This is a genomic window from Pseudomonas sp. rhizo66, assembly GCF_031931925.1.
Classification (GTDB): domain Bacteria; phylum Pseudomonadota; class Gammaproteobacteria; order Pseudomonadales; family Pseudomonadaceae; genus Aquipseudomonas.
Map to the genome: position 1 here is coordinate 100,993 of NZ_JAUJWZ010000018.1, position 21,417 is coordinate 122,409.

At 61.1% G+C, this 21,417-nt stretch carries 20 protein-coding genes; 8 read left to right on the plus strand and 12 right to left on the minus strand.

All coding sequences use genetic code 11. The annotated features are described in order from the left end of the window. The first annotated feature begins 60 nt into the window (after positions 1-60). The 3 genes from QZR14_RS21045 to QZR14_RS21055 all read left to right on the plus strand — a co-directional run bounded on the left by QZR14_RS21045 (position 61) and on the right by QZR14_RS21055 (position 3,371). A complete protein-coding gene (locus QZR14_RS21045) occupies positions 61-399 on the plus strand; it encodes a DUF6124 family protein (RefSeq protein ID WP_250606638.1) in 339 nt (112 codons plus the stop codon). A 479-nt stretch (positions 400-878) separates the two neighbouring features. Further along, on the plus strand, positions 879-2,030 hold the full coding sequence (locus QZR14_RS21050) for a M14 family metallopeptidase (RefSeq protein WP_311997652.1): 1,152 nt from the start codon (positions 879-881) through the stop codon (positions 2,028-2,030). A 147-nt stretch (positions 2,031-2,177) separates the two neighbouring features. Further along, positions 2,178-3,371, plus strand: coding sequence for an MFS transporter (locus tag QZR14_RS21055; RefSeq protein WP_250606634.1), 1,194 nt, complete (start codon positions 2,178-2,180; stop codon positions 3,369-3,371). On the opposite strand, the gene QZR14_RS21060 is transcribed toward QZR14_RS21055, so the two are convergent. Then, positions 3,368-3,913: a cytochrome b gene (locus tag QZR14_RS21060; protein ID WP_311997653.1), complete on the minus strand. Its 546-nt coding sequence runs from the start codon at positions 3,911-3,913 to the stop codon at positions 3,368-3,370. The genes QZR14_RS21055 and QZR14_RS21060 overlap by 4 nt on opposite strands. Then, positions 3,910-5,016, minus strand: a complete 1,107-nt coding sequence (locus QZR14_RS21065; protein ID WP_311997655.1) for a catalase family peroxidase — start codon at positions 5,014-5,016, stop codon at positions 3,910-3,912. Before QZR14_RS21065 ends, QZR14_RS21060 begins: the two co-directional genes overlap by 4 nt. 157 nt (positions 5,017-5,173) lie before the next feature. On the opposite strand from QZR14_RS21065, the gene QZR14_RS21070 reads away from it, so the two are divergent. Next, on the plus strand, positions 5,174-5,680 hold the full coding sequence (locus tag QZR14_RS21070) for a sigma-70 family RNA polymerase sigma factor (RefSeq protein WP_311997657.1): 507 nt from the start codon (positions 5,174-5,176) through the stop codon (positions 5,678-5,680). Beyond that, entirely contained in the window at positions 5,677-6,432 is a 756-nt protein-coding gene (locus QZR14_RS21075; RefSeq protein ID WP_311997658.1) for an anti-sigma factor family protein, read from the plus strand. The genes QZR14_RS21070 and QZR14_RS21075 overlap by 4 nt, the downstream gene beginning before the upstream one ends. A gap of 123 nt (positions 6,433-6,555) precedes the next feature. On the opposite strand, the gene QZR14_RS21080 is transcribed toward QZR14_RS21075, so the two are convergent. The 7 genes from QZR14_RS21080 to QZR14_RS21110 form a co-directional block, all read right to left on the minus strand. After that, positions 6,556-7,527 (minus strand): Csu type fimbrial protein, encoded by a 972-nt coding sequence (locus tag QZR14_RS21080; protein ID WP_311997659.1) that lies wholly within the window; start codon positions 7,525-7,527, stop codon positions 6,556-6,558. Next, positions 7,524-9,881, minus strand: a complete 2,358-nt coding sequence (locus tag QZR14_RS21085; protein ID WP_311997660.1) for a fimbria/pilus outer membrane usher protein — start codon at positions 9,879-9,881, stop codon at positions 7,524-7,526. Before QZR14_RS21085 ends, QZR14_RS21080 begins: the two co-directional genes overlap by 4 nt. 80 nt (positions 9,882-9,961) lie before the next feature. Continuing rightward, positions 9,962-10,750, minus strand: coding sequence for a fimbrial biogenesis chaperone (locus QZR14_RS21090; RefSeq protein WP_250606624.1), 789 nt, complete (start codon positions 10,748-10,750; stop codon positions 9,962-9,964). Positions 10,751-10,783: 33 nt separating this feature from the next. Next, positions 10,784-11,284, minus strand: coding sequence for a Csu type fimbrial protein (locus tag QZR14_RS21095; protein ID WP_250606622.1), 501 nt, complete (start codon positions 11,282-11,284; stop codon positions 10,784-10,786). A gap of 4 nt (positions 11,285-11,288) precedes the next feature. After that, the gene (locus QZR14_RS21100) at positions 11,289-11,825 is read right to left on the minus strand and encodes a Csu type fimbrial protein (protein ID WP_311997661.1); all 537 of its coding nucleotides are present in this window, start codon (positions 11,823-11,825) and stop codon (positions 11,289-11,291) included. Between the two features lie 20 nt (positions 11,826-11,845). Next, positions 11,846-12,379, minus strand: a complete 534-nt coding sequence (locus QZR14_RS21105) for a Csu type fimbrial protein (protein ID WP_311997662.1) — start codon at positions 12,377-12,379, stop codon at positions 11,846-11,848. Positions 12,380-12,478: 99 nt separating this feature from the next. After that, on the minus strand, positions 12,479-13,000 hold the full coding sequence (locus QZR14_RS21110; protein WP_311997663.1) for a Csu type fimbrial protein: 522 nt from the start codon (positions 12,998-13,000) through the stop codon (positions 12,479-12,481). A 287-nt stretch (positions 13,001-13,287) separates the two neighbouring features. Here QZR14_RS21110 and zapE point away from each other — a divergent pair, with 287 nt between their 5' ends. Both zapE and QZR14_RS21120 read left to right on the plus strand, forming a co-directional pair. Further along, positions 13,288-14,418, plus strand: a complete 1,131-nt coding sequence (zapE, locus tag QZR14_RS21115; protein ID WP_311997664.1) for a cell division protein ZapE — start codon at positions 13,288-13,290, stop codon at positions 14,416-14,418. A 216-nt stretch (positions 14,419-14,634) separates the two neighbouring features. Continuing rightward, on the plus strand, positions 14,635-15,948 hold the full coding sequence (locus QZR14_RS21120; protein WP_311997665.1) for a leucine-rich repeat-containing protein kinase family protein: 1,314 nt from the start codon (positions 14,635-14,637) through the stop codon (positions 15,946-15,948). 112 nt (positions 15,949-16,060) lie between these two features. Here QZR14_RS21120 and QZR14_RS21125 read toward each other — a convergent pair whose 3' ends face one another. Beyond that, positions 16,061-16,765 (minus strand): YebC/PmpR family DNA-binding transcriptional regulator, encoded by a 705-nt coding sequence (locus tag QZR14_RS21125; protein WP_123450896.1) that lies wholly within the window; start codon positions 16,763-16,765, stop codon positions 16,061-16,063. 221 nt (positions 16,766-16,986) lie between these two features. On the opposite strand from QZR14_RS21125, the gene QZR14_RS21130 reads away from it, so the two are divergent. After that, positions 16,987-18,378, plus strand: a complete 1,392-nt coding sequence (locus QZR14_RS21130; protein WP_311997666.1) for a type VI secretion system Vgr family protein — start codon at positions 16,987-16,989, stop codon at positions 18,376-18,378. Positions 18,379-18,469: 91 nt separating this feature from the next. Here the strand turns inward: QZR14_RS21130 and QZR14_RS21135 are convergent, their stop codons facing one another. Next, positions 18,470-19,861 (minus strand): FAD-dependent oxidoreductase, encoded by a 1,392-nt coding sequence (locus QZR14_RS21135; protein ID WP_250606614.1) that lies wholly within the window; start codon positions 19,859-19,861, stop codon positions 18,470-18,472. Positions 19,862-19,933: 72 nt separating this feature from the next. Continuing rightward, positions 19,934-21,259: an MFS transporter gene (locus QZR14_RS21140; RefSeq protein ID WP_311997667.1), complete on the minus strand. Its 1,326-nt coding sequence runs from the start codon at positions 21,257-21,259 to the stop codon at positions 19,934-19,936. Between the last annotated feature and the right edge of the window lie 158 nt (positions 21,260-21,417).

Consider the following 21,417-nt stretch of genomic DNA (forward strand, 5'->3'; position numbering starts at 1 on the left):
CTACACAGAGTACTATCCTGAAGGCACGGATTTTCAATCGACCAAGGAGTGCCCGTCATCATGAATATCAGCAGCAAAGACTTGCCCGATTTGCAAATGGACACCACCTTCACCTCGCCTCAAGGCAGTGCGGCGGCGCAGCGAGCGCTCGACTATTACTTGAAACCAGCTGTGTCAGAACCTGAGGTTGACGAACGTTTTTTCGATGTCAGGCGCCATCTCAGTGGCGAAGAAGCCCTGGTGCACGCCTCGGACTTGTTGCGCTGTGCAGCGGCGACTGCATTCAAGGCAGCCGAAAACCTGCAAGGCGCGAGTCGCGATCTGGCCTTTTCAGTGGTGCACATGGTGGATATGGCGCGGGCGATGGTCGACCATTCACTCGATGGTGAGGAAGTCTAAGGAAGGGTAGTACGGACGGACAGGAAAGAATTTTCCAATCGCGCAGGTAAAAACATTTGACTTGCAAATGATAATGATTATTATTGCATGCAGCTGGTCGCGAGATCAGTCGATGGACCAGAGACCTTAGGTCGGTCTTCTGGACTATCTCCTCATCAGGCTAATCACGGTTTTTGACCCGGCTTTTTGCCGGGTCTTTTTTTGCCCGTTTTTCGGGCTTATGGCTTCAGGCTAATGAAGTCTTCAGGTGCTGCAAATTCGATGGCGCGGATAATATCAAAAGAATATCGGTTGGCAAGCGAAGCCCGGCCACATTGGGGCAAACTAATGACAATTAGCACTTGAGAATCAATTGCACAGTCTCTAAGCTGCTTGCGCGTCACGGAGGACGCCCCCCGCCAAACCCCGCAATTCCCCTCGGTTTCAGCCCTGCCTGCGTGTACAGTAACGGCCATAAAAATCATATTCAGGAATCGATTATGACCGTGGGCAAATCTTCGTTCGACATCAGTGCCAACTTCGACAGCGGCAACATCCAGGTTATCGACATCAGCAATCCGCTCAATCCGGTTCTGGCCATTCGTCCGGATACCCGCAGCGCCCATTTCCAGTGGTTCCATTTCAAGGCCAGCGGCCTGCATGTCGGCCAGGAACACTGGTTCCGCCTGAACAACGCCAGCCAATCTACCTACAGCAAGGGCTGGCCGGGTTATCAGGCTGTAGCGTCTTACGATCATGTCAACTGGTTCCGCGTGCCGACTATTTACGAAGGCGACTGCCTGCGCTTTTGCCTCGAAGCTACCCAGACCCACGCCTGGTTCGCCTACTTCGAACCCTACAGCCGTGGCCGTCACGACTGGCTGATCGAGCAGGCGCTGACCAGGGCCGGCACGGAATTATTGGCGACCGGTAAAAGTGTCGAAGGTCGCGACATTCAATTGTTGCGCAAAGGCACGGGCGCCGAAGGCCAGCGCAAAATCTGGATCATCGCTCAGCAGCATCCGGGTGAGCACATGGCTGAATGGTTCATGGAGGGCGTGATCGAGCGTCTGGAAAGACACGATGATCCGGTGCTGAACAAGCTGCTCGCCAGTGCCGATCTGTACCTGGTGCCGAACATGAATCCAGATGGCGCGTTCCATGGCCATCTGCGCACCAACGCCATGGGTCAGGATTTGAACCGGGCCTGGCAGAACGCCAGCCAGGAGATCAGTCCCGAGGTGCTCTTCGTCCAGCAGCAAATGGAAAAGTACGGCGTCGATCTGTTCCTGGACGCCCATGGCGATGAAACCATTCCTCACGTTTTCACCGCCGGCTGCGAAGGCAATCCAGGCTATACGCCGCGCATCGAGAAGCTTGAAGAGCACTTCCGCAATCACCTGAAACACACCACCAAAGAGTTCCAGACCAAGTATGGCTACACCCGCGACGAACCGGGCCAGGCCAACATGACCCTGGCGTGCAACAGCGTCGGACAGAAATATGACTGCCTGTCGCTGACTCTGGAAATGCCGTTCAAGGATCACGACGACCATCCCGACAAAGTCACCGGCTGGTCGGGTAAACGCTCCAAACAGTTGGGTAAAGACGTGCTGACGACCATCGCTGACATGGTTGATACCCTGCGCTGATCCCCTCCTCCGTCCGGTAAAGATCGCAGCTTGTCTGCGATCTTTTGCTTTTTGCCATTCACACTCTCGCGCAAACAGGTTGCAAAATAAAACCTGCACCAATACCGTGACCAAGGTTTTATTTTGAAACCTAAAAGGATGCGGGATATGAAACCTCTCAAAAGCACTGCCGTGTTGCTGTTCTCCGTGGCCTGCGGTCTGGCCGTGGGCAATGTGTATTACGCCCAGCCATTACTGGACGCGATGGCCGAGGCGTTTGCCATGTCGCCGGCGACCATCGGCATCGTCATCACCCTGACGCAAATCGGCTACGGCATCGGCCTGGTGTTATTGGTCCCCCTTGGCGACCTGCTTAACCGCCGCAAATTGATCGTCAACCAGACACTGCTGTCGGCTGTGGCGTTGTTGATGATCGCGTTGGCGCCCAACAGTGTCTGGTTGTTGCTCGGCATGACCCTGACAGGGCTGCTCGCAGTAGTGACGCAGGTGTTGGTGGCTTACGCCGCGACGCTGGCCATCCCGGCCCAACGCGGGCGCGTGGTCGGTGTAGTCACCAGCGGTATCGTCGTCGGCATCTTGCTGGCGCGAACGGTCGCCGGCGGTATGGCCGATCTGGCCGGATGGCGAGCGATTTACTTCCTGTCAGCCGGGCTGACACTATTGATGGCGTTGCTACTGTTTCGCATTCTTCCCAAACATGAAGCCCCACAGCCGACAACTCGCTACCTTGCACTGATCGCTTCGGTATTCAGCCTGTTCAGAGAAGAACCGGTGCTGCGCCAACGCGCGATCCTCGCGTTGCTGACTTTCGCCAGTGCGATGGTGCTGTGGACGCCGATGGTGTTGCCACTGGCCGCCCCGCCACTGTCCCTGTCGCACAGTGAAATCGGACTGTTCGGACTGGCTGGCGCCGCCGGCGCGCTGGCTGCCGCACGGGCCGGGCATCTGGCTGATCGCGGACTCGGGCAATGGGTCAGCGGTCTTTCGCTGTTGCTGATGCTTGCTTCGTGGCTGCCGATTGCCCTGACTCAATCCTCGCTGTGGGCATTGCTGCTCGGCGTAATCACCCTTGATCTGGGTCTGCAAGCCGTGCACGTCACCAGCCAGAGCATGATCTACAGCGTGCGCCCCGAAGCGCAAAGCCGTCTCACCGCCGGATACATGCTGTTCTATTCGATCGGCAGCGCGCTCGGTTCCATCGGCTCGACCGCGATGTACGCGTGGGCCGGCTGGATCGGCGTGTGCCTGCTCGGTGCGGGCATCAACGCCGTGGCGCTGGCGTACTGGTGGCTGACCCTGAAACGCGGCGCACCGGTACGATGCGCCACGCAAACGGGTTAGCTGCGATCGCGACCACGCAACATGCTGTCGAGCACCTCGTCGCGGCGGATCCAGCCATGAAACAACGCCGCCGCCAGGTGCAGCAGCACCGTCAGGAACAGCAGATAGGCCAGATACCCGTGAGCCTTGCGCAGAAACGCAAACAACTGCGCATCGGCCGGAACAATCGCTGGCAACTGCAACGTTGTGCTGAGCATCACCGGCTCACCCGAAGCGCTGATCATCGCCCAACCGAGCAACGGCAACACCAGCATCAATGCGTACAACAGCAAATGCGAAGCCTTGGCCGCCAGCACCTGCCAGCCCGGCAGATCGGCCGGCAGCGGTGGCTGGCGAGTGGTGAGCCGTACCAGCAAACGTACAATCACCAGCGCCAGAATCGCAATACCCAAGGGTTTGTGCAGATGGATCAACCATTCGTGCCGCTCGGACACCGAGGTGACCATGCCGGCGCCGATAAACAGCATGGCGATGATCATCAGCGCCATCAGCCAGTGCAGCAGCCGCGCCAACAGGGCGAAATGCGTCGGTTGGGTGCTCATGGGCGAGCCTCCTGTTTGGCGGCGGGCAACTGGCTGACTTCGCTGGTGCGGCGCAGGTAGGAATTGGCGTAACCGGCGGAACGGGCCGCGAGCAACGGGTCGTCGGAACCCTGAATGCCGGCTGGCAGTACCAGCGGGTCATAGTTGATGTCACGGCATTCGCCGCTCAATTGCGGCTGGGTCTTTTCCAGCACCAGCGTGCCGGCGTTCAACACTTTGCGCCCCTCGGGCCAGGTCTTGCTGGCGTCGTTCACTGGATCTTCAGGGTTGGCCAGGGTGATATTCAACTGAAAACGCAGCGGCGCCGCCGCCAATCGTTGCACCAGATCCTTCTCGAGAAAATCGCCGCCCTCCGGCGCACTGGCGCCCGCAGCATCGCGCGCCAACGGGGTCATGCTCCAGCGCACGGCCTGCTTTTTACCGCTGGCATCGACCAGATAAAACGCGTTGACGCTGTTATAGGTTTCAGTGGCGTAACTGGCCGACGGTTTGGCCGTCTTCACCCAGGTCAGAAACGGCACGGTTTCCGGGTGCGCGGCGAAAAACGCCGGGACTTTGGCCGGGTCAGGTTTACCGGTGGCAGGGTCTGGCGATTGCGCCTGCTGCAATTGATAAAACGCTTCAGGCGTACCGACCGGGAACACCGGCATGCTGTTCATCCCGGTGCGCCACTGCTGCCCGTTGGCCTGGGTAAAACGCAACGCCAGACTGCGAATCGGCACGCTGCTGTCCGGTGCGTACGGATTGCCTGCCGGCAGGGCAAAACGCCCCACCACCGGAGTCCGCGGCTCGTTGAACACCTGCGCGGTGGAGAATACTCGTGCCTCACCACTGCTTTCGAAATGCCCGATCACGCACACGCCTTTGGCGTGGTTACGGCGAAACCCAGGATGCACGCCGTTATTCTTCTCCAGCACATCGACCAGCGCTTTCGGCGTCAGACGTTGTGGGTCGAAGTTACCGTGAACGTAGGCAAACGCCCCCGCCACTGCGGCGACTACCACGGCAATACCGCCCAGACGCAATATCAGGCTCGCGGTACTCAGTGGCGGGCGCTGCGGCCCGCCGGGCGGTGAAGCGTTGGGTGATGAACGATCAACCATGAAAAACTCCAGGGCCATCGGCCACAAGTAGGAAGAATCAGCAAGACGCGCCTCGTCCGGGTTTATTCCACGCGACGGTATTTATTTTTCCGAACGTGGAATAACCTCCAACGGCGGGCGTCTCCCTAGTCCACAGCGTAGTGACTAGTAGAATTTCATGAGCGAATTCGACGAACAGTTGAGAGAAATCATTCCCAGATTGCGCCGCTTTGCCGTGTCACTGACACGCAACAGCAGCAGCGCCGACGATCTGGTGCAGGCGTGCCTTGAGCGGGCCCTGTCGAGTTGGGGCGATAAACGTGCCGACGGCGACTTGCGTGCCTGGCTGTTTGCGATTCTGTATCGGCAGTTTCTCGACGCCCATCGCCGCGCCCGGCGCTATGCGCGCATGCTCGAATTCTTCACCGGTCGCGACGATGCCGAACCGTCGGTGGAGCGTACCGTCATCGCCCAGTCGACCTTGCAAGCCTTCGACCGCCTGCCCAGCGAACAGCGTGCCCTGCTGCTGATGGTCTCGGTGGAAGGCCTTTCCTATAAAGAGGTCGCCGAGATTCTCGGCGCCCCGATCGGCACCGTGATGTCGCGCCTGTCCCGCGCCCGCCAGGCCTTGCGCCAACTCAGCGACGGCGAAATCAGCAGCCCTTCTTTGCGGATACTCAAATGATCAGCCTGCCTCCCAACGAGCGTGACCTGCACGCCTATGTCGACCACCAGCTCAGCGACGCCGACCGGCGTGTGCTGGACACCTGGCTGGCCAGTCACCCCGACGAAGCGGCGCAGGTTCGCGCCTGGCAACAGGATGCCCAGCAACTGCGCGCGGCACTCAGCGGCGCACTACAGCAACCGGCCAATCCGGCGCTTGACCCGGCGATGATTCGCCAGCGCCGCCAACGCCAGGCACGGCGGCATCTGGCCAGTGCCGCGGTGCTGCTGATCGCGGTCAGCGTCGGCGGCTTCAGTGGCTGGCAGGCGCGGGAAATGACCCTCGTGCGCCCGCCCATGCTGCCAATGACCGACGCCTTGCAGGCCTATCGCCTGATTGCCCAGCAAGGCATGTTGCCGGCTGATTACAAGGTCGACAGTGATGGCGACATGCAGCGCTGGCTCGACCGCTATTTCAACCGGGCCAGTCGCTTGCCCAATCTGAAGGCGGCCGGGTTTGAACCGGTCAGCGGGCGGCTGCTCAGCACCGACGAGGGGCCGGCGGCGATGGTCATGTATGAGGATGGCAGCGGCCATAAAGTGAGTTTCTACGTGCGCCCGCCGGGGCCGAAGAACACCTTTTTGCCGCGTGGAAGCCGCAGTGATGGCGACTTGCAGGCCGAATACTGGTCGGGTGGCGGGTACAACTACGCCATGGTCAGCCCGGTCGATACGCCAGCGGCGCAACAGCTCAAGCAATCACTGCAATTCTGAAAACACCGCTGTTCTATGTAGGAGCTGCGGCACGCTGCGATCTTTTGATCTTGTTCTTAAGGGCAAGATCAAAAGATCGCAGCCTCGTTTCACTCGACAGCTCCTACAAAGGATCGTGTCAGCTCAGAAACCCACGTCCAAAACCACATTGTCCAGATACGTGCCCGCCGGCGGTGTGGTCTGGTCGGTGTAGATCTTCGCGTTGTAGTTGAAGATCTGACTGCCTGTGCCCAGCCCGTTACCCGGATTGACCTCGGCATCGGTACTCGCCCGCCGCGCCGCGCCGACACTGCCCCAGCGCGTGGTGCCGGCACTTTTGAAAATGTCGTAGGCCAGATAATTGCTTCCGGAAATCATCCTTCGCCGGCCGCCGACACTCACAGCGTTCTGCCCGTCACTCAGCCCCACGGTGTAGGCACTGCCCTTGGTGCAGGCCAGATTGATCGTCTGTCCGGTCACCGGCGTAAAAGCGCTGACCACCGGCGCGCTGCCGAAAGCAATGTTCGGCGCAGTAATCGTGCAGTCATTGGACACCGTCAGGTTCACCGTCAACGAAGTCGTGCCGCTGGCGATATCGCGCCCGAGGCAGATGGAGCCGATGCCGATCCCCGAGCAGTAATTCCAGTTCCAGAAAATGCTCAGGGTCTCGGTGTAGACCCCGGCGGCGACGTTGCTGCCGATGGTTGTACCGAGGTAGAGCGGCACCGTTTTCGGCGTCGTACCGTTGAGCAGGCCGAGGGCATCGATGATGCCGTTGCGCGCAAAGTCGAAGGCCGTGCCGCGAGTCAGCGGGTAGCTGGTGCTGTTGTTGGCGTAGACCGTGTAACTGATGACATCACCGCTCGGCCCGACCAGACCACTTTGAGTCGAAGACACCGTGCCCCAGAAATGGTCGTTGCTGGTCAGCAAGGACAGCAGCGAACCGGTGCAACTCAAACCTGCGTTCAGGGTGGAACTGGGCTGCGACGTCGTGCGCACGGCAATCGAACTGAGCGTACCGAACGCCGCCGGCGTAGTGCTGACCACCGAACACGCGGCCTGCACCGCCGCAGGCAGCATCAGCGCCAGCAACAGAAACCAGCGTGCGCCGATCATTGGCACACCAACGGGCCAATCAACGGCACCTGGTCCTGATTCAGATCGACGCTGAACTGCGCCTGACACGTCTTACCGTCGGCCAGCGTCACCTGCAGCGAGTTCTGCGCCTGCAGGTTTTCCAGATACACCAGCCCGTCCCAGCCGACCACCGTCCGCGTACCGCTCTGCTCATGCAGCACGCCCGCGCCCAGCGGCAGTTCGCGCTGTTGCGTGTCGACCAGTACGATGCTCGCGGCAATCACCCGGGTCAGTGGAAACTCCAGCAGATAACCGCTGCCGCGCCTTACCGCGATGCGTTGTTCGACATTGGGACTGCGTACGTTGGCCGGCAGATTCAGTGGATCGATTTCATACTTGCCACGGTAATAGGCGCTGCTCCACGGCACCAGCAGATGACCGTTCTTGTCGGTCTGACCGACCTGCTGGTTTTCGTAGCGCACTGGAATGTCGGCAAAACCGTCGGTGCTGACTACTACAAACGCGTCGTCGATACGATTTGCCGCGAACACCTGACGGTCCATCCATACCAGCGAGCCACTGGCATCGGCCCAACGGGTTTCGGCGTCGGAAGTGCCGTAGACACCAGCCTGCAACTGCACCGATTGCAGACGCCAGGTGACGTCGGCCTGACGATAATCAGCGCCGTCACCCTTGGCGTAACCGAGGTTGAAACCCACGCCGCCCTCGCTGGGCACCGCGCGACTGTAGTTGATCCGTTGCTGGCTCTGCCCGGTTTTACTGCGATCACTGCTGATCGCCAGACTGCCGCGCAGATCGAACGGGATCACCAGTTGCGCCTGCATCGCCCAGTTGCTGTCACCGATTTCGCGGTTGGCCGACAGGTAGAAGCTGCTGTTGCGCCACAGCGGTTTGCTCCAGCTGAGGTTGAGCAGCCGCGTGCGCGAGTCGTCCGCCGCGCGTACATCGAAATAACCGGCGCCGAGGCTGCCCCAGCGGTCGAGGTTGAGGCTCAGGGTCGCCTGTTCGCTGCGCCGACTCAGGCTGATGTAGGGGCTATCGACCACGCTGAGGTCGGCGTATTGATCGTGGCGTTGCAAGCGTTGGTACGAAAAGCTGAAGCGCTGATTGCTGTACTGATAGCCCAGGCTCAATTGCTGACCGCCCTCGCCATCGAAGCGGCTTTGACTCAGGGCGCTGTTGAGTACGCCAAAATTGCCCAGCCGCAGGTTGCCGCCGAGGCCGCCCAGTGTCAGCGAATCGGCCGCTTCGGCATGGCTTTCCAGGGTGAAACTGTCGCTGACGCCATAACGCAGGCTGCCGGAGGTGACACCCGGGCCGTAACTGAAATCCTTCAAACCATAGTCGCGACGTAACGTACCGGCGGCCACGGAAAAATCGCTCAAGCCTTTTTGCAGCAAAGTGCTGGTGACGTAGAACGGCACCGTGGTCGACACCTGCCGACCCAATGCATCGGTGGTCACCACCACCGCTTCGCCTGCGCCGTTGATGAACGGAATATTGGTCAGCGTGTAAGGCCCCGGCTGCAAATCTGCGCTGCTGGACTTGTAGCCATTGATGAACAGGTCCACCGATGACGGCACCGCCGCTTCGCCGGCAAATTGCGGCAATGGATACGTGACCAGATCCGGGCGCACGGCAAAGTCTCGCGAGAACTGCACGCCGCCCAGCCGCACCGAACTGCTCCACGGCAGCGCTCCGCTGATCACGTCACCGGCCTCGTAGGTGAGCATTCGCTCGTCGTCGGAGTAACGCCATGTGGTGTCGTAACGCAGGTAACCGTTGTCCAGCGTGTTGAACGAGTCAGCGGACAACGTACGCCGGTATTGCCCGGTGTTGGACAACGTGCCCCAGCTGTCGAACAGCCGCACTTCGTTCCACGCCGCCAGATACGTACCGGCATCGTCGGTGTCATTGAGGTAGAGGTCGTAGTTGAACAGCGCGCCGAAGCTGCTCAGCGCCGGGGTGCGCGGGTAAGCCTGGCGATTGCCGATGAACTGTTCCGGCAGCCAGTCCGGCGGCACGTCCAGCAGCAAGCGCTGGCCGACGCTGTCGTATTCACTGTGCAACCCCGCCAGACTGTCCAGATCGACCTCGGCGCCGAGGCTGTCGGGCAACTTCATGCCGGTTTCGCGCAACGCGGTCGCCGGCACGAACAAGCGCCCGTCGCGCTGCTGCACCGCCACCACGCGACCGGTATTCATCTGGTTGACCACCAGTTCCAGAAACAACTGTGCATCACTCACGGCCTCCATGCCGCTCGGTGGCGGAGGCAGATCGCCGGCCCCGGATGGTTGAACGAACATCAGGCAACACGCGCCGGTGATGAGCCACAACGGACGCTGAATACGGCGAACCCGTCCCGGGTTCATACGCGTTTTACGTCCGTCAATGGACTGAATCCTCCCTGATTCCGCTTTAGCCGACGTCAGATGCCTGTGCTACGACTGACTCAATTGGCAGGTGTAATGCTCTGCACCTGCGGCGCGCCGTTCACCCGCACCTGCAACGCCGAATCACCGGCCAACGGCCCCGGTGCCGGCCAGCGCATCACCGCGCCCGGCAACACATAACCCAACAATCCTTCGGCCAGCGGTCTGCTCTGCCCTGCCTGCTTGATTGCCACGTCGGTCAGTCGCGCATGCACCGCGCCCTGATTACGCACTTCGACATAGGGCTTGCCGTCGACTGCAACTGTGCGCCAGCTCAATTGCGGCAGGCCGACACCCTTGGGATCACGCACGCGGCTGCTGTCTTCCTTGCTCCACAGCCCGGCGCCGTAGGCAAACAGCGGCACCGAGTAGCGCATCTGGAAGCGGATCGCTGCTGCTGTTTTACCGCCGTCGGCAGTCGCGGGTTGTGCGGAGGGAATTTCGTCAATGATGATCCGGTAGGCCAGTTCCTGCCCCGGCGGCACTTCCTTGGTCCGGGTCAGGCGGACCAGTTGTTTTTGCCCCGGCTCGATTTTCGCCACCGGCGGGCTGCCGATCACGTCGCGCTGGTTCTGGTATTGCTCGGTGAACCCACTCTGGCTCCAGCCGAACACACGGATCTGCAGATTGGCGGTTTCGCTGCCGCGGTTTTCCAGCCACAGCGCACTGGCCTGTTGATCAGCCTCCAGCACCGGATCGATCGGCCAGATCAGCACCGAACTGGCCGCGTGTGCATTGCTGGCCCCAAGCATGACCAACGCCCACATCGCGCAACGCACGCGCGAGTGCCGTGACGTAACTGACCCCATAAACCTGCTCCTTGTCGGCCATTCAACTTCGCCTTACCACGACAGCTGCACCTGCAACACGTCGCTGTACGTCCCCCCAGGCTGATTGCCCGGCAATTGCACCTGACCGTAAATCGGCAGGCTGATGTTGTTCGCATCGCTGTAGGCCACCGCCACACTCTGGCCGATGCCCAGGCTCTGGCTGTAGGCCGCATCGCTGAACAGCGCATACGCCACCCGCGCGCTGCCGCTGTTGACCTGCATGTGCCGGCCACTGCTGTTGTACTGACCGCCATCGACGCTCATGCTCAGCGTCACGCCCGGCGTGCATTGCAGTTGCACCCCGCCGGTCAGCGCGACCTGCACGGTGCCGGTGGCCAGTGCCGAACGCGAACCGAAATTCAGCCCGCCATAGTTCGACACCCCGCCCACCACCAGACACCCCGCGGTGACCGTTGCGCTCACCTGAAAAGTCTGGCTCGTCGCGGCGGTCAGCGGCAGCGGCGCGCTGCCCGCACAGAGCAGAACCAGCGCGGCACAGCCATGGCGGCGCATGGCATCAGAACGTCAGTTCAACAGCGACGGTGTCGGTGTACGTCCCCGCTGGCAAACCGGCCTTGCCCACCGCCTGCCCGTAAATATTCACCGTTTGCGCGACACCGGTACTGGCGGCGAGGTTGATCGTCCCGTCAATCGCCAGCAGTTGTGAGTGCCCGGCATCGGTGTACAAGTCGTACGGCACATAATTGGCGACACCGTCGTACAACGCTCGTGTGCCGCCCGGTGACATGCCGTCGTGGGCACCGGCACGCACCTTGACCGTCGGCGTGGTACCGCTGGAGCAGAGAATCGACAAGGCCCCGCCACCGCCGCCCAACACTTGCCCGGTGGCCGTGGTGAACAGGCTGTTGGCGGTACCGAAGTTCAACGCACCGAAGTTCAGCCCGGTGGAGCCGCCAGCGCCGTTGACCTCACAACTGCTGATCAGAATCAGGCTGGAGGTGATCTGGCCGGTGACCGTGGTGGCAGCGTTGGCACTGGAAACCAGCGCCAGGCCGAACAACGACAAACCTATCCTTGATGCAAACGTACGCATGGTGTCCGTCCTCTACGGGGTTACCAGTCGAGCGTCACCGTCAGGGTGTCGGTATAAACCCCTGCCGGTACCGCGCGGGTGTTCGCCACCACCGAGCCAAATACCGGAATGGGTATCTGCGCACCGCTGGTGACAGCGAAATTGTGTTGCTGGCCGATGCTGTAACTGCGGGCGCCTGAGGGATCGACGAACAGCTGATAGGGGATGGTCTGGCGGCCGTTGCTCAGGCGCCGGGTATTGCCGTCACCATGGGTGCCGCCGTCGATGGTGACGGTGAAACCGGTGACCGAAGGGTTGCAGGCGACATTGAGCTTGCCGCTGCTGTCGCCATCCAGACTGGCCTTGATCGGTGCGTTCCAGGTAGGCCCCTGAAGACCGAAATCAAGGGTACCGAGGGCACTGACCGGACTGTCGGGCGTGCTGGTATTGGTGACTTCGCAGCCGGCAATCAGGATCAACCGCGCATTGATTTGCCCGCTCATCGCCGCTTGCGCGTCTTCGGCGAGCAAGGCCAGCGTACCTGCCGCCACCACCATCCAGTGTTTGCCTGTCATTGCGCCCGTCCCTGCTCCTTTACGCTGACTCCATAACCGCGCTCATCCTTGAACGCCTTCCTTGCGCACCCGCGTCCATCGGCTGCCTTGAAACTGTGATCACCAGGTGACCGTCACCTTGACCAGATCCGTATAACGGCTGACCCGTGGCACCTCAGCCAAACGCTCGATCCGCGCATACAGCGGCAACTCCACCGTGCCACTGTCCGGCACCCGCCCGCTGACCGGCACATCTACCTCCAGCGGTACCCGGCGCGCCGCGTCCTGATACAAGCGGTACGGAATCGGTTTGCTGCCGGCCGAACCGGCCATGTAGCGGACTTCACCGACACCCCCATGCAAGCCGCCATCGACGCGCATCTGGTACGGCGTGTCCGGGTTGCACTCCAGCCGTGGCAGGCGCTGATTGGTCAACGCGGCGGCCAACGGCCCGGCCAGGTCATCGAGGCGCGCGGTGCTGCCGAAGTCGAGCACGCCCAACTGCTCAATGCCGGCGCTTCGTTGCTGGCCGACCAACTGACAGCCGCGCTGCACGTCGACACGCACTTCAACCTGAAGATCCGCCGCGCAGACGGGCTCAACCAGTACGCCCAGCAGCGCGATGACCCCATGTACATTCAATGCGCCGTTCCTTGTCAGTAATCACTTGCGACGTCGTTTCTGTGATTGAGGTTAGCAACGGTCAACGATTCCGCCAGTCGATTGGATCCACAAATCGCCCAGAAGATGTTTCGAAAGGTTGGCAGCAGGTCGGGCCAAGTCACTAGAAATAGCTATACGTGCCACACAAATTTGTTCAATTACCGCCCTCTCTCAACGCATCGCGGTGGCTGGCCAAGTCAGTGTCTGGTTACACTACATCGCCGCGCTCTCGGGCGCCGGTTTTGACGAACACGGAGACGCCGACAGTGCCTGCCCACCCGCCGAAACGATCGCGACTGATCCAGCGCTGGCCAGCGTTGCGCCGCTGGTTCGGCAAGGGTCTGCCGGCCAGCGCCGGGCATGACGCCAGTGCCCAGTCGATCCGCGATTACTTCCGGCACAAGGCCGGCGGCCAGGGTTACACCCTCAGCCACAGCCAGCAGCGCGTCATCGAGTGCATGGCGCAGCAGGCCAGCCTGTTGTTTGGCGCCAGCAGCCGAACAGCGCCAAGCCTGTATCTGTTCGGCGCGGTCGGGCGTGGCAAGAGCTGGCTGCTCGACGGCTTCTTTCAGGCCCTGCCGATCACCCAGAAACGGCGTCTGCATTTCCATCAGTTCTTCGCGCAATTGCATCAGGGCATGTTCAGCCATCGCCAGCAGGACAATGCCCTCGAAGTGACCCTCGACGAACTGCTGCAGGATTGTCGGGTGCTGTGTTTCGACGAGTTTCATGTGCACGACATCGGCGATGCCATGCTCATCACCCGGTTGTTCAAGGCGTTGTTCAAACGGCGGATTCTGCTGTTGGTCACTTCCAACTATGCCCCTGAAGGTTTGCTGCCCAATCCGCTCTATCACGCCCGCTTCAAACCGGTGATCGAACTGATCAATACCCACATGCAGGTGATGGAAGTCGGCGGCCCGCACGATTACCGCAGCCAGACGCGCCACGCTGCGCACCAGATATTCACTCGAGGGCATTACATATGGCCGGCCACGCCAGCACAACGCGCCGCCCTGGATCTGCCGCCTGCCGAGGCACCGGCCATTACGCTAACGGTCGGCACCCGGCAGATTCAGGCGCGCTTGTGTGAAGAGCGGCGTGTCGGTTTTACCTTCGACGACCTGTGTGAACAGCCAACGGCGGTCATGGATTATCTGGAACTGTGTCGCCGTTTCGACCGTTGGATCATCGAAGATCTGCCGGAACTGGGCGAATGCTCGATCGCCGCGCAACAGCGCTTCATCAACCTGATCGACGTGCTGTACGACCAGGACAAGCACCTGACGCTGCTCGGCCGGCTGCCTTTGTGCACGAGCCTGGATGGCCAGGCCATTGACCTGGCGCGCACGCGCAGTCGGTTAGGGCAGTTGCAGGAAGTGCACGAACCGACCTGAGCACGCCATTCCCCTGTGGGAGCGAGCCTGCTCGCGAAAGCGCCCTATCAGTCAAAACATCAGCTTCTGACACTCCGCCTTCGCGAGCAGGCTCGCTCCCACCAAGGGCAACTGAAGTTTCGCCGCCTATCCAATTCAAACCCGGGCTTTGCCGTTATCATGTCGCCCATTCCCAGCGCCCCAGCGTCGCTCCACCGATCAATAGCGAACACCAACATGCACACCCTTGCTCAATTACGCGCCGGCGAGTTGTCGGGCATTACGCGTCTGGATCTGTCCTGTGGCCTGAGCGAATTCCCGCGGGAGATTTTCGACCTGGCCGACACCCTGGAAATCCTCAACCTCAGCGGCAACGCCCTGAGCAGCCTGCCGGATGACTTGCACCGTCTGACGCGCTTGCGGGTGCTGTTCTGTTCCGACAACCCGTTCACCGAACTGCCGGTCTGCCTCGGCCAATGCGCTGCGTTGACGATGGTCGGTTTCAGGGCCAACCGCATCGTCAACGTACCAGGAGCCGCCCTGCCGCCGCAGCTGCGCTGGCTGATCCTCACCGACAACTGCATCGAAAGCCTGCCGAGCGAACTCGGTGAGCGCCCTACCCTGCAAAAACTCATGCTGTCCGGCAACCGCCTGCAAGCGCTGCCGCCCTCGCTGAGCAACTGCCATCGTCTGGAGCTGTTGCGCATCTCCGCCAACCGTCTGACCGAGCTGCCACAGTGGCTGCTCGCGATGCCGAGCCTGACCTGGCTGGCCTACGCCGGTAACCCGCTGGAAACCGAGGCGGACGCCGCCGCACTCGAGGCGACGGCGCAAATCGCCTGGTCGGCGCTGCGTCTGGAGCAACGCCTGGGCGAAGGCGCTTCGGGGGTGATTTCCCGGGCGAGCTGGCAACGCGACGATGGCTCAGTCACGCCGGTTGCGGTGAAGTTGTACAAAGGTGAAATGACCAGCGACGGCTCGCCGCTGCACGAAATGAATGCCTGCATCACCGCAGGCCTGCATCCCAATCTGATCCGTGTCGAGGGTCGCATCAGCGGTCACCCCGACGGCCAGCAAGGATTGGTGATGCAATTGATCGATCCGTCGTTCCGCAACCTCGCCGACCTGCCCAGCCTGGCGTCCTGCTCGCGGGATGTGTACGCCGATGATTGCCGGTTCAGTGCCGAGGTCGCGCTGAACATTGCCAAAGGCATCGCTTCGGCAGCCGAACACCTGCATCGGCAAGGCATCACCCACGGTGATCTCTACGGGCACAACATTCTGTTGAACGAGCGCGGCGATTGCCTGCTCGGGGATTTTGGCGGGGCTTCGTTCCATGCGGTCGTCGACACAGCAGAAACGCGCGCGTTGCAACGCATCGAAGTGCGCGCGTTCGGGATTTTGCTGGGGGAATTGCTGGCGCGCATCGACTCGGGATTGAGTGATGAGCAGCGTACGGTGCTTGAAGAGCTGGAGCGGCGTTGCTGTCAGGCGGATGTGCTGGCGCGGCCTGGGTTCGGAGAGGTTATCAAGCAACTTGAAGGTCTGTGACCGCAGCGCGGTCAATTGCTGGCAGGCTAGCGCCTACAGGGGATTTGTGAACGCCACAGATCCGGTGTGGGAGCTAGCCTGCCAGCGATGAGGCTATCACTGACGCAGTCGATCAGCCCGCCAGACCAACAAACATGTCCTGCACGTCATCATGGTTGTCGAGGCCTTCGAGGAACGCTTCAACTTCAGCCATCTGCTCGTCGCTCAAACCGCTGACCGGGTTTTTCGGCTGGTAGCCGAGCTTGGCCGACAGCACGGTAAAACCCTGCTCTGGCAGTGCTTTCTGCACCGAATCGAGGTCAGTCGGGTCGGTCAGGAACAGCGTCGCGCCATCTTCACCGGCTTCGAAATCCTGCGCACCGGCTTCGATCGCGGCCATTTCCGGATCGGCGTCCGGGGTATCCGGCGAAGCCTCGATCATGCCGACGTGGTTGAAGTCCCACGCCACGGAGCCGGAAGCCCCCAGTTGGCCTTTACGGAACGCGACACGGATTTCCGCGACGGTACGGTTGATGTTGTCGGTCACGCACTCAACGATCAGCGGCACCTGGTGCGGGGCGAACCCTTCGTAGGTCACGCGATGGTATTGCACGGTTTCACCCAGCAGACCTGCGCCTTTCTTGATCGCGCGGTCCAGGGTTTCCTTTGGCATCGAGGCTTTCTTGGCCTGTTCGACCACCAGACGCAGGTGTGCGTTGGTGGCGGTATCGGCACCGTTGCGGGCAGCGATGGTGATTTCTTTCACCAGTTTGCCGAAGATCTTGCCCTTGGCGTTGGCTGCCGCTTCTTTGTGTTTAACCTTCCACTGTGCGCCCATTACTCACTCTCTTGATCTGTGGCGCCGAGACATCTATTGGCCGACGCGTGGCGCCAAGTTTATACGGCCTAAAGTCGGCAATCGACCAAAAAAACACAATGCAGAATCGACATCTTCACCAGGGGTTGTAGGGCGATTCTGAAAAACGGCTTTGACATGACCATTCAGCGCTGTGGTTTCGTACCCTCTCAGGCCCGTATTGCCTGACAGAGCCTGTCCGAATGCTCAATGACAAGGAAAGTCCTTTTACCCTGACCCTGACCGACAGCGGTCTGTGCCTGCCGGTGGTGCGCTTTCACGGCGAGGAAGCACTCAACCAGCCCTACCGTTTCGACATCGAACTGATCGGTTTGGCCCCCGCCGTGGCGCCGGGTACATTCCTGCACCAACGGGCCTTTCTGCGTCTGGACGACCATCATGGAATCCACGGCGTGATCGACAGTGCCAGTTGCGAACATCGCGGTACGCACCGGATCGGCTATCGACTGACTGTTGTGCCGCGCTTGCAAAGCCTTGCCGAGCCGAGCAAACGGCGAGTGTTTGTGCATCGGAGTGTGCCGCAGATTCTCCAGCAGTTGCTCACGGAAAATGCCCTGCCCGTTGACAGCTACCGGATCGAAATGACCGTCGGTCAATACCCGATCCGGCCTTTTTGCATCCAGTACGAAGAAAGCGATCTGGCGCTGCTGCACAGGCTTTGCGAAGAGGAAGGTATTCACTATCACTTTGAACACCGGGTGGACGAGCACGTTGTCGTGTTTGCCGATGACAGCCTCAGCCTGCCGCAAACGCCAGTACTGGTTGCGTTCAAGGCCTGCGAGCAAACGCCTTCACCCTGCATCAGCTCGCTGTACCAGCATCATCACGCCGCCCCCATCGCCACGCTGCATGCCGTGCGTAACCGAGGGCAGCGGGCGATCAGCGACGAGGCCGCCAACCACATCACGGCCAGTCCCCTGCCGCAGGCATCTTCCCTCGAACAACGACACCACGAACAACGCTGCCGTCGACATCTGGAACGGCAACGCTGTCAGCATCGAACGATCAACGGCCGCAGCGACCGGGTTGGTCTGCTCAGTGGGCACTTGCTGCAAGTGTCGGAACATCCGATCAGTCACTTCAACGAACAATGGCGGCTCACCGCGACAAGTCATCACGGGCAACATCCGTCGATTCTCGACCCGATCCCGCCCCTGCACCGCTATCACAACGATTTTACCGCCCAGCCGTGGTCCAGCGATTTTCGTCCGGCGCTCAAACAAGCCCGCCCAAGTATTGCCGGGTATCACCTGGCGCAGGTACTCGGACCTGCCGGACAACCGGCGCAGCTCGATGAACAGGGTCGAGTTGCCGTCCGGCTGTGGCCCTCGGAACCTCTGCAATCGCCTGATGACGACGCGATCTGGCTGCCCATCGCCATGACCCGGGCCAATGGTCGCATCGCCTGCGAGGAACTGCCCTGCGCCGGCAGTGAAGTGTGGGTGAGTTTCCTTGACAGCGACCCCGACCGGCCGATTCTGTGTCTGGGCAACTCACGCAAGCCCACACCTCGCGAACCGCCCGCACGTGACAACCTATTGCTCGACTGGCTACTCGACAGCGGCGCACGCTGATCCCGTTGCAGGAGCTGCCGCAGGCTGCGATCTTTTGATTTTGATCTTAAGATCGCAGTCTGCGGCAGCTCCTACATCAACACGCCGTGCTTCAGGCTTTGTCAGCCTTACCCGCGGCTGCGGCGAATTTCGCCAGACGCACATCCAGATGCCGGGGCCGCCGCCCATGGTCCTCGGCGCGTTCCTTGCGGCGAATGGCGTTGCGCACCATTAAAGAACCGAGATAGCGAATCGGTTCCGGCGGAAAATAACCCAGCGGCCCGTTGACCAGCGGCGAGCGCGTCCACGGGTTGTCCAGTCCTTGCACCAGCGAAGCGAGAATCTGCCCGCCCATATGACACGGGCCGACGCCGCTGCCCGAATAGCCGAAACCGTAAAACACATTGCCGGCGCCGCTCATCTGGCCGAAGAACGGCAAACCGGTGACCGAGCGATCCGACGGGCCGTTCCAGGTGGCATCGACTTTGACATCGGCAAATGCCGGGAAAAAGTCCGCGAGGCTGTTTTTCAGCAGGCCCGCATAAGGCGATGGCTGATCGAACACCGGCAGCATTCGCCCGCCAAAGGCGAAGGTGTTGCCGCCCTTGCCGAGCATGATGCGGCCGTCCGGGGTGTTGTGGTAGTAGTGCACGAAAATCCGCGAATCAAGCACGCTGATGCCGCTGGTCAGGCCGATCTGCTGCAACAGATCCGGGCGCGGTTCGGTGATCAGCATGTCGCTGGAAACAATCGCCACGCTGCGCTCGAATTGCGGAAAAGCACGGGCCATCCACGCATTCATCGCCAGCACCACGCGATCGGCCACGACGCTGCCATTCGGTGTTTGCAGGCGTGCCGGGCGCCCTTCTTCCAGCCCGGTCATCGCCGTGCCTTCGTAAATCTTCACGCCCAGTTGCAACGCCACCCGACGCAAGCCTCGCACCAGTTTGCCCGGTTGCACACTGGCCGCCGCCGGCGAAAACCAGCCTTCCAGATGCTTGCTCGAACCGGCCATACGCTGCACGTCGGCGACCGGACGCTGGGTGAACGAGTTGATGCCGTTGCGCTCCAGTGCGGCGATCACCGCGTCGGTCGAACCGACTTGCGCGCGGTTGGTCGCGGTGTACAGCGTGCCATCGAGGCGGTAATCGGCATCGACGCCGTACTGTTCACAGAACTCGCCGATCGCATGGATGCTGCGCTCCGACTCCTTGACCAGGCGCACCGCTTCCTCGACGCCAAACAGGCGCTCAAGGGTGAAATACTTCGCCGACCATGACAGCGCGCATCCGCCATTGCGGCCACTGGCGCCGGCGCCGCAGATGTCCGCTTCGATCAGCAAGACATCGAGTTCGGGGTTCTGTTGCTTGAGCATGATCGCCGTCCACAACCCGGTGTAGCCGCCACCGACGATGCACACATCGGCGCGGACTTCGCCCTGTAACGGCGGGCAAGTTTGCGCGGTGTCGGCCAGCAAGGCCTGCTCCAGCCAAAACGGTCTCATGGGGTTTCTCCAGTCAGTAGGCCACAACACAGCCTGCCGCAAGCGCCGCAGCAGGCCGCGAGGCAAGAGGGTTCAGGAACGCAGGGGTTTGATCGTCAGCGGGCAATTGGGGATTGAGGCGCGCGGTTCCATCACGCCAACCGGACGACTGTTCCAGTGCGGAATCAGCACCAGCGCCGAAAACAGCGCACAACCGGCGAAGACAATGAACACCGTCACCGAATCGAAGTAGCCCGGCAACAAACCGCCAAGCACCGCGCCAACCGAGCCGCAGCCGTTGACGAAACCGGCCGCCGTGGCGCCGGCCTTGGCTTTGCCGAAATCGATCGCGGCGGCACCGCTGATCATCGAATCCGGGCCGTACAGGGTCAGGCCCATGACGAACAGCAACGCGACGACCAGCAAGACACTGCCGGTGTGCAGCGCGGCCATGAACAGCGCCAGCGTCACGGTCAGCGCCAGCAGGCTCAACACGCAGGCCGGCATCCGCCGGGCACCGAACAGTTTGTCCGAGGCCAGGCCGATCAGGATCGGCCCGAGCAACCCGGCCAGTTCAAACGAAGTGGGAATGATCGCCGCGCCGACCTTGCCGACACTGGGCATCTGTTCAAAGACAATCACCGGCCCCCACAACAGAATCGCGTAACGCGCCGGTTTCAACATGAAATACGCCAGGCCTAGTACCAGCACCGTGCGGTTACGCAGGATTTCCTTCAACGGCTCCCAGACGCTGAGCTTGCTGTTGGCTTCGGTTTCTTCTGCGGTCAGCTCAGGTTCTGGCTCGACCGCCGGCAAGCCGACGTCTTCCGGTTTGTTGCGCTGGAAGATAAAGAACAACACCGCCACCACGGCGACCACCACCGCACTTGAAATGAACGCTGCGTGCCAGGTGCCCATCAAGGTGTACGCCCACCAGCCGGCAAATGGCGACGCCACCAGACCACCAAACGCGTAGCAGGAACTCCATAACCCGAGCACTCGCCCGCGTTGTTGGGAGGGGAAAAAACTGCCGAGGTTTTTGCACAATCCCGACCAACCGGTGGACTGCGCCAACCCCTGAATCAACATGCAAGTGGCGAAGATCGGTAGCGTGGCGTAACTGCCCATCACCAGCGCTGCGGCGGCGGAAATCAACAACCCGCCGAGTACCACGACCCTCGGACCAAAGCGGTCGGCGAGCATGCCCCAGGTGAATTGGCCGATGGCGTAAGCCGCCAGATAGATCGCATCGAGGTTGGCCATGGCCATCTTGTCGAGCATGAAGGTGGGGTCTTCGGCGATACCGAGTTTGGCCACCGAAAACGCTTTGCGGGTGAAGTAGAAAGCCGCGTACGCCAGCCAGGTAATCGCGAAAATCTGCACGCGCCAACGCGCAATGGTGCCGATGTGCTTGTTCATGGTGGTTCTGACCTCAGGGTGTGAGTGTGCCGGCAGAATCGTTAAGAAAAACGCCTGTGTTTTTATTGTTGAGCACTGCGATATCACCCCGTCCCTACGGCGATATCGGTCAGATGAGTCCTGCGGTTGCACGTACAGGCTCATGGCCACCGTGCGGC

Excerpts from the sequence above, each read along its gene's own strand:
- QZR14_RS21070 (WP_311997657.1), top strand. The coding sequence starts at position 5,174 with ATGAGCGAATTCGACGAACAGTTGAGAGAAATCATTCCCAGATTGCGC.
- QZR14_RS21080 (WP_311997659.1), bottom strand. The coding sequence starts at position 7,527 with ATGATCGGCGCACGCTGGTTTCTGTTGCTGGCGCTGATGCTGCCTGCG.
- QZR14_RS21130 (WP_311997666.1), top strand. The coding sequence starts at position 16,987 with ATGCTCAATGACAAGGAAAGTCCTTTTACCCTGACCCTGACCGACAGC.
- QZR14_RS21060 (WP_311997653.1), bottom strand. The coding sequence starts at position 3,913 with ATGAGCACCCAACCGACGCATTTCGCCCTGTTGGCGCGGCTGCTGCAC.
- QZR14_RS21135 (WP_250606614.1), bottom strand. The coding sequence starts at position 19,861 with ATGAGACCGTTTTGGCTGGAGCAGGCCTTGCTGGCCGACACCGCGCAA.
- QZR14_RS21120 (WP_311997665.1), top strand. The coding sequence starts at position 14,635 with ATGCACACCCTTGCTCAATTACGCGCCGGCGAGTTGTCGGGCATTACG.
- QZR14_RS21055 (WP_250606634.1), top strand. The coding sequence starts at position 2,178 with ATGAAACCTCTCAAAAGCACTGCCGTGTTGCTGTTCTCCGTGGCCTGC.
- QZR14_RS21090 (WP_250606624.1), bottom strand. The coding sequence starts at position 10,750 with ATGGGGTCAGTTACGTCACGGCACTCGCGCGTGCGTTGCGCGATGTGG.
- QZR14_RS21065 (WP_311997655.1), bottom strand. The coding sequence starts at position 5,016 with ATGGTTGATCGTTCATCACCCAACGCTTCACCGCCCGGCGGGCCGCAG.
- QZR14_RS21085 (WP_311997660.1), bottom strand. The coding sequence starts at position 9,881 with ATGAACCCGGGACGGGTTCGCCGTATTCAGCGTCCGTTGTGGCTCATC.
- QZR14_RS21105 (WP_311997662.1), bottom strand. The coding sequence starts at position 12,379 with ATGACAGGCAAACACTGGATGGTGGTGGCGGCAGGTACGCTGGCCTTG.
- QZR14_RS21095 (WP_250606622.1), bottom strand. The coding sequence starts at position 11,284 with ATGCGCCGCCATGGCTGTGCCGCGCTGGTTCTGCTCTGTGCGGGCAGC.
- QZR14_RS21100 (WP_311997661.1), bottom strand. The coding sequence starts at position 11,825 with ATGCGTACGTTTGCATCAAGGATAGGTTTGTCGTTGTTCGGCCTGGCG.
- QZR14_RS21125 (WP_123450896.1), bottom strand. The coding sequence starts at position 16,765 with ATGGGCGCACAGTGGAAGGTTAAACACAAAGAAGCGGCAGCCAACGCC.
- QZR14_RS21140 (WP_311997667.1), bottom strand. The coding sequence starts at position 21,259 with ATGAACAAGCACATCGGCACCATTGCGCGTTGGCGCGTGCAGATTTTC.
- QZR14_RS21045 (WP_250606638.1), top strand. The coding sequence starts at position 61 with ATGAATATCAGCAGCAAAGACTTGCCCGATTTGCAAATGGACACCACC.
- QZR14_RS21050 (WP_311997652.1), top strand. The coding sequence starts at position 879 with ATGACCGTGGGCAAATCTTCGTTCGACATCAGTGCCAACTTCGACAGC.
- QZR14_RS21075 (WP_311997658.1), top strand. The coding sequence starts at position 5,677 with ATGATCAGCCTGCCTCCCAACGAGCGTGACCTGCACGCCTATGTCGAC.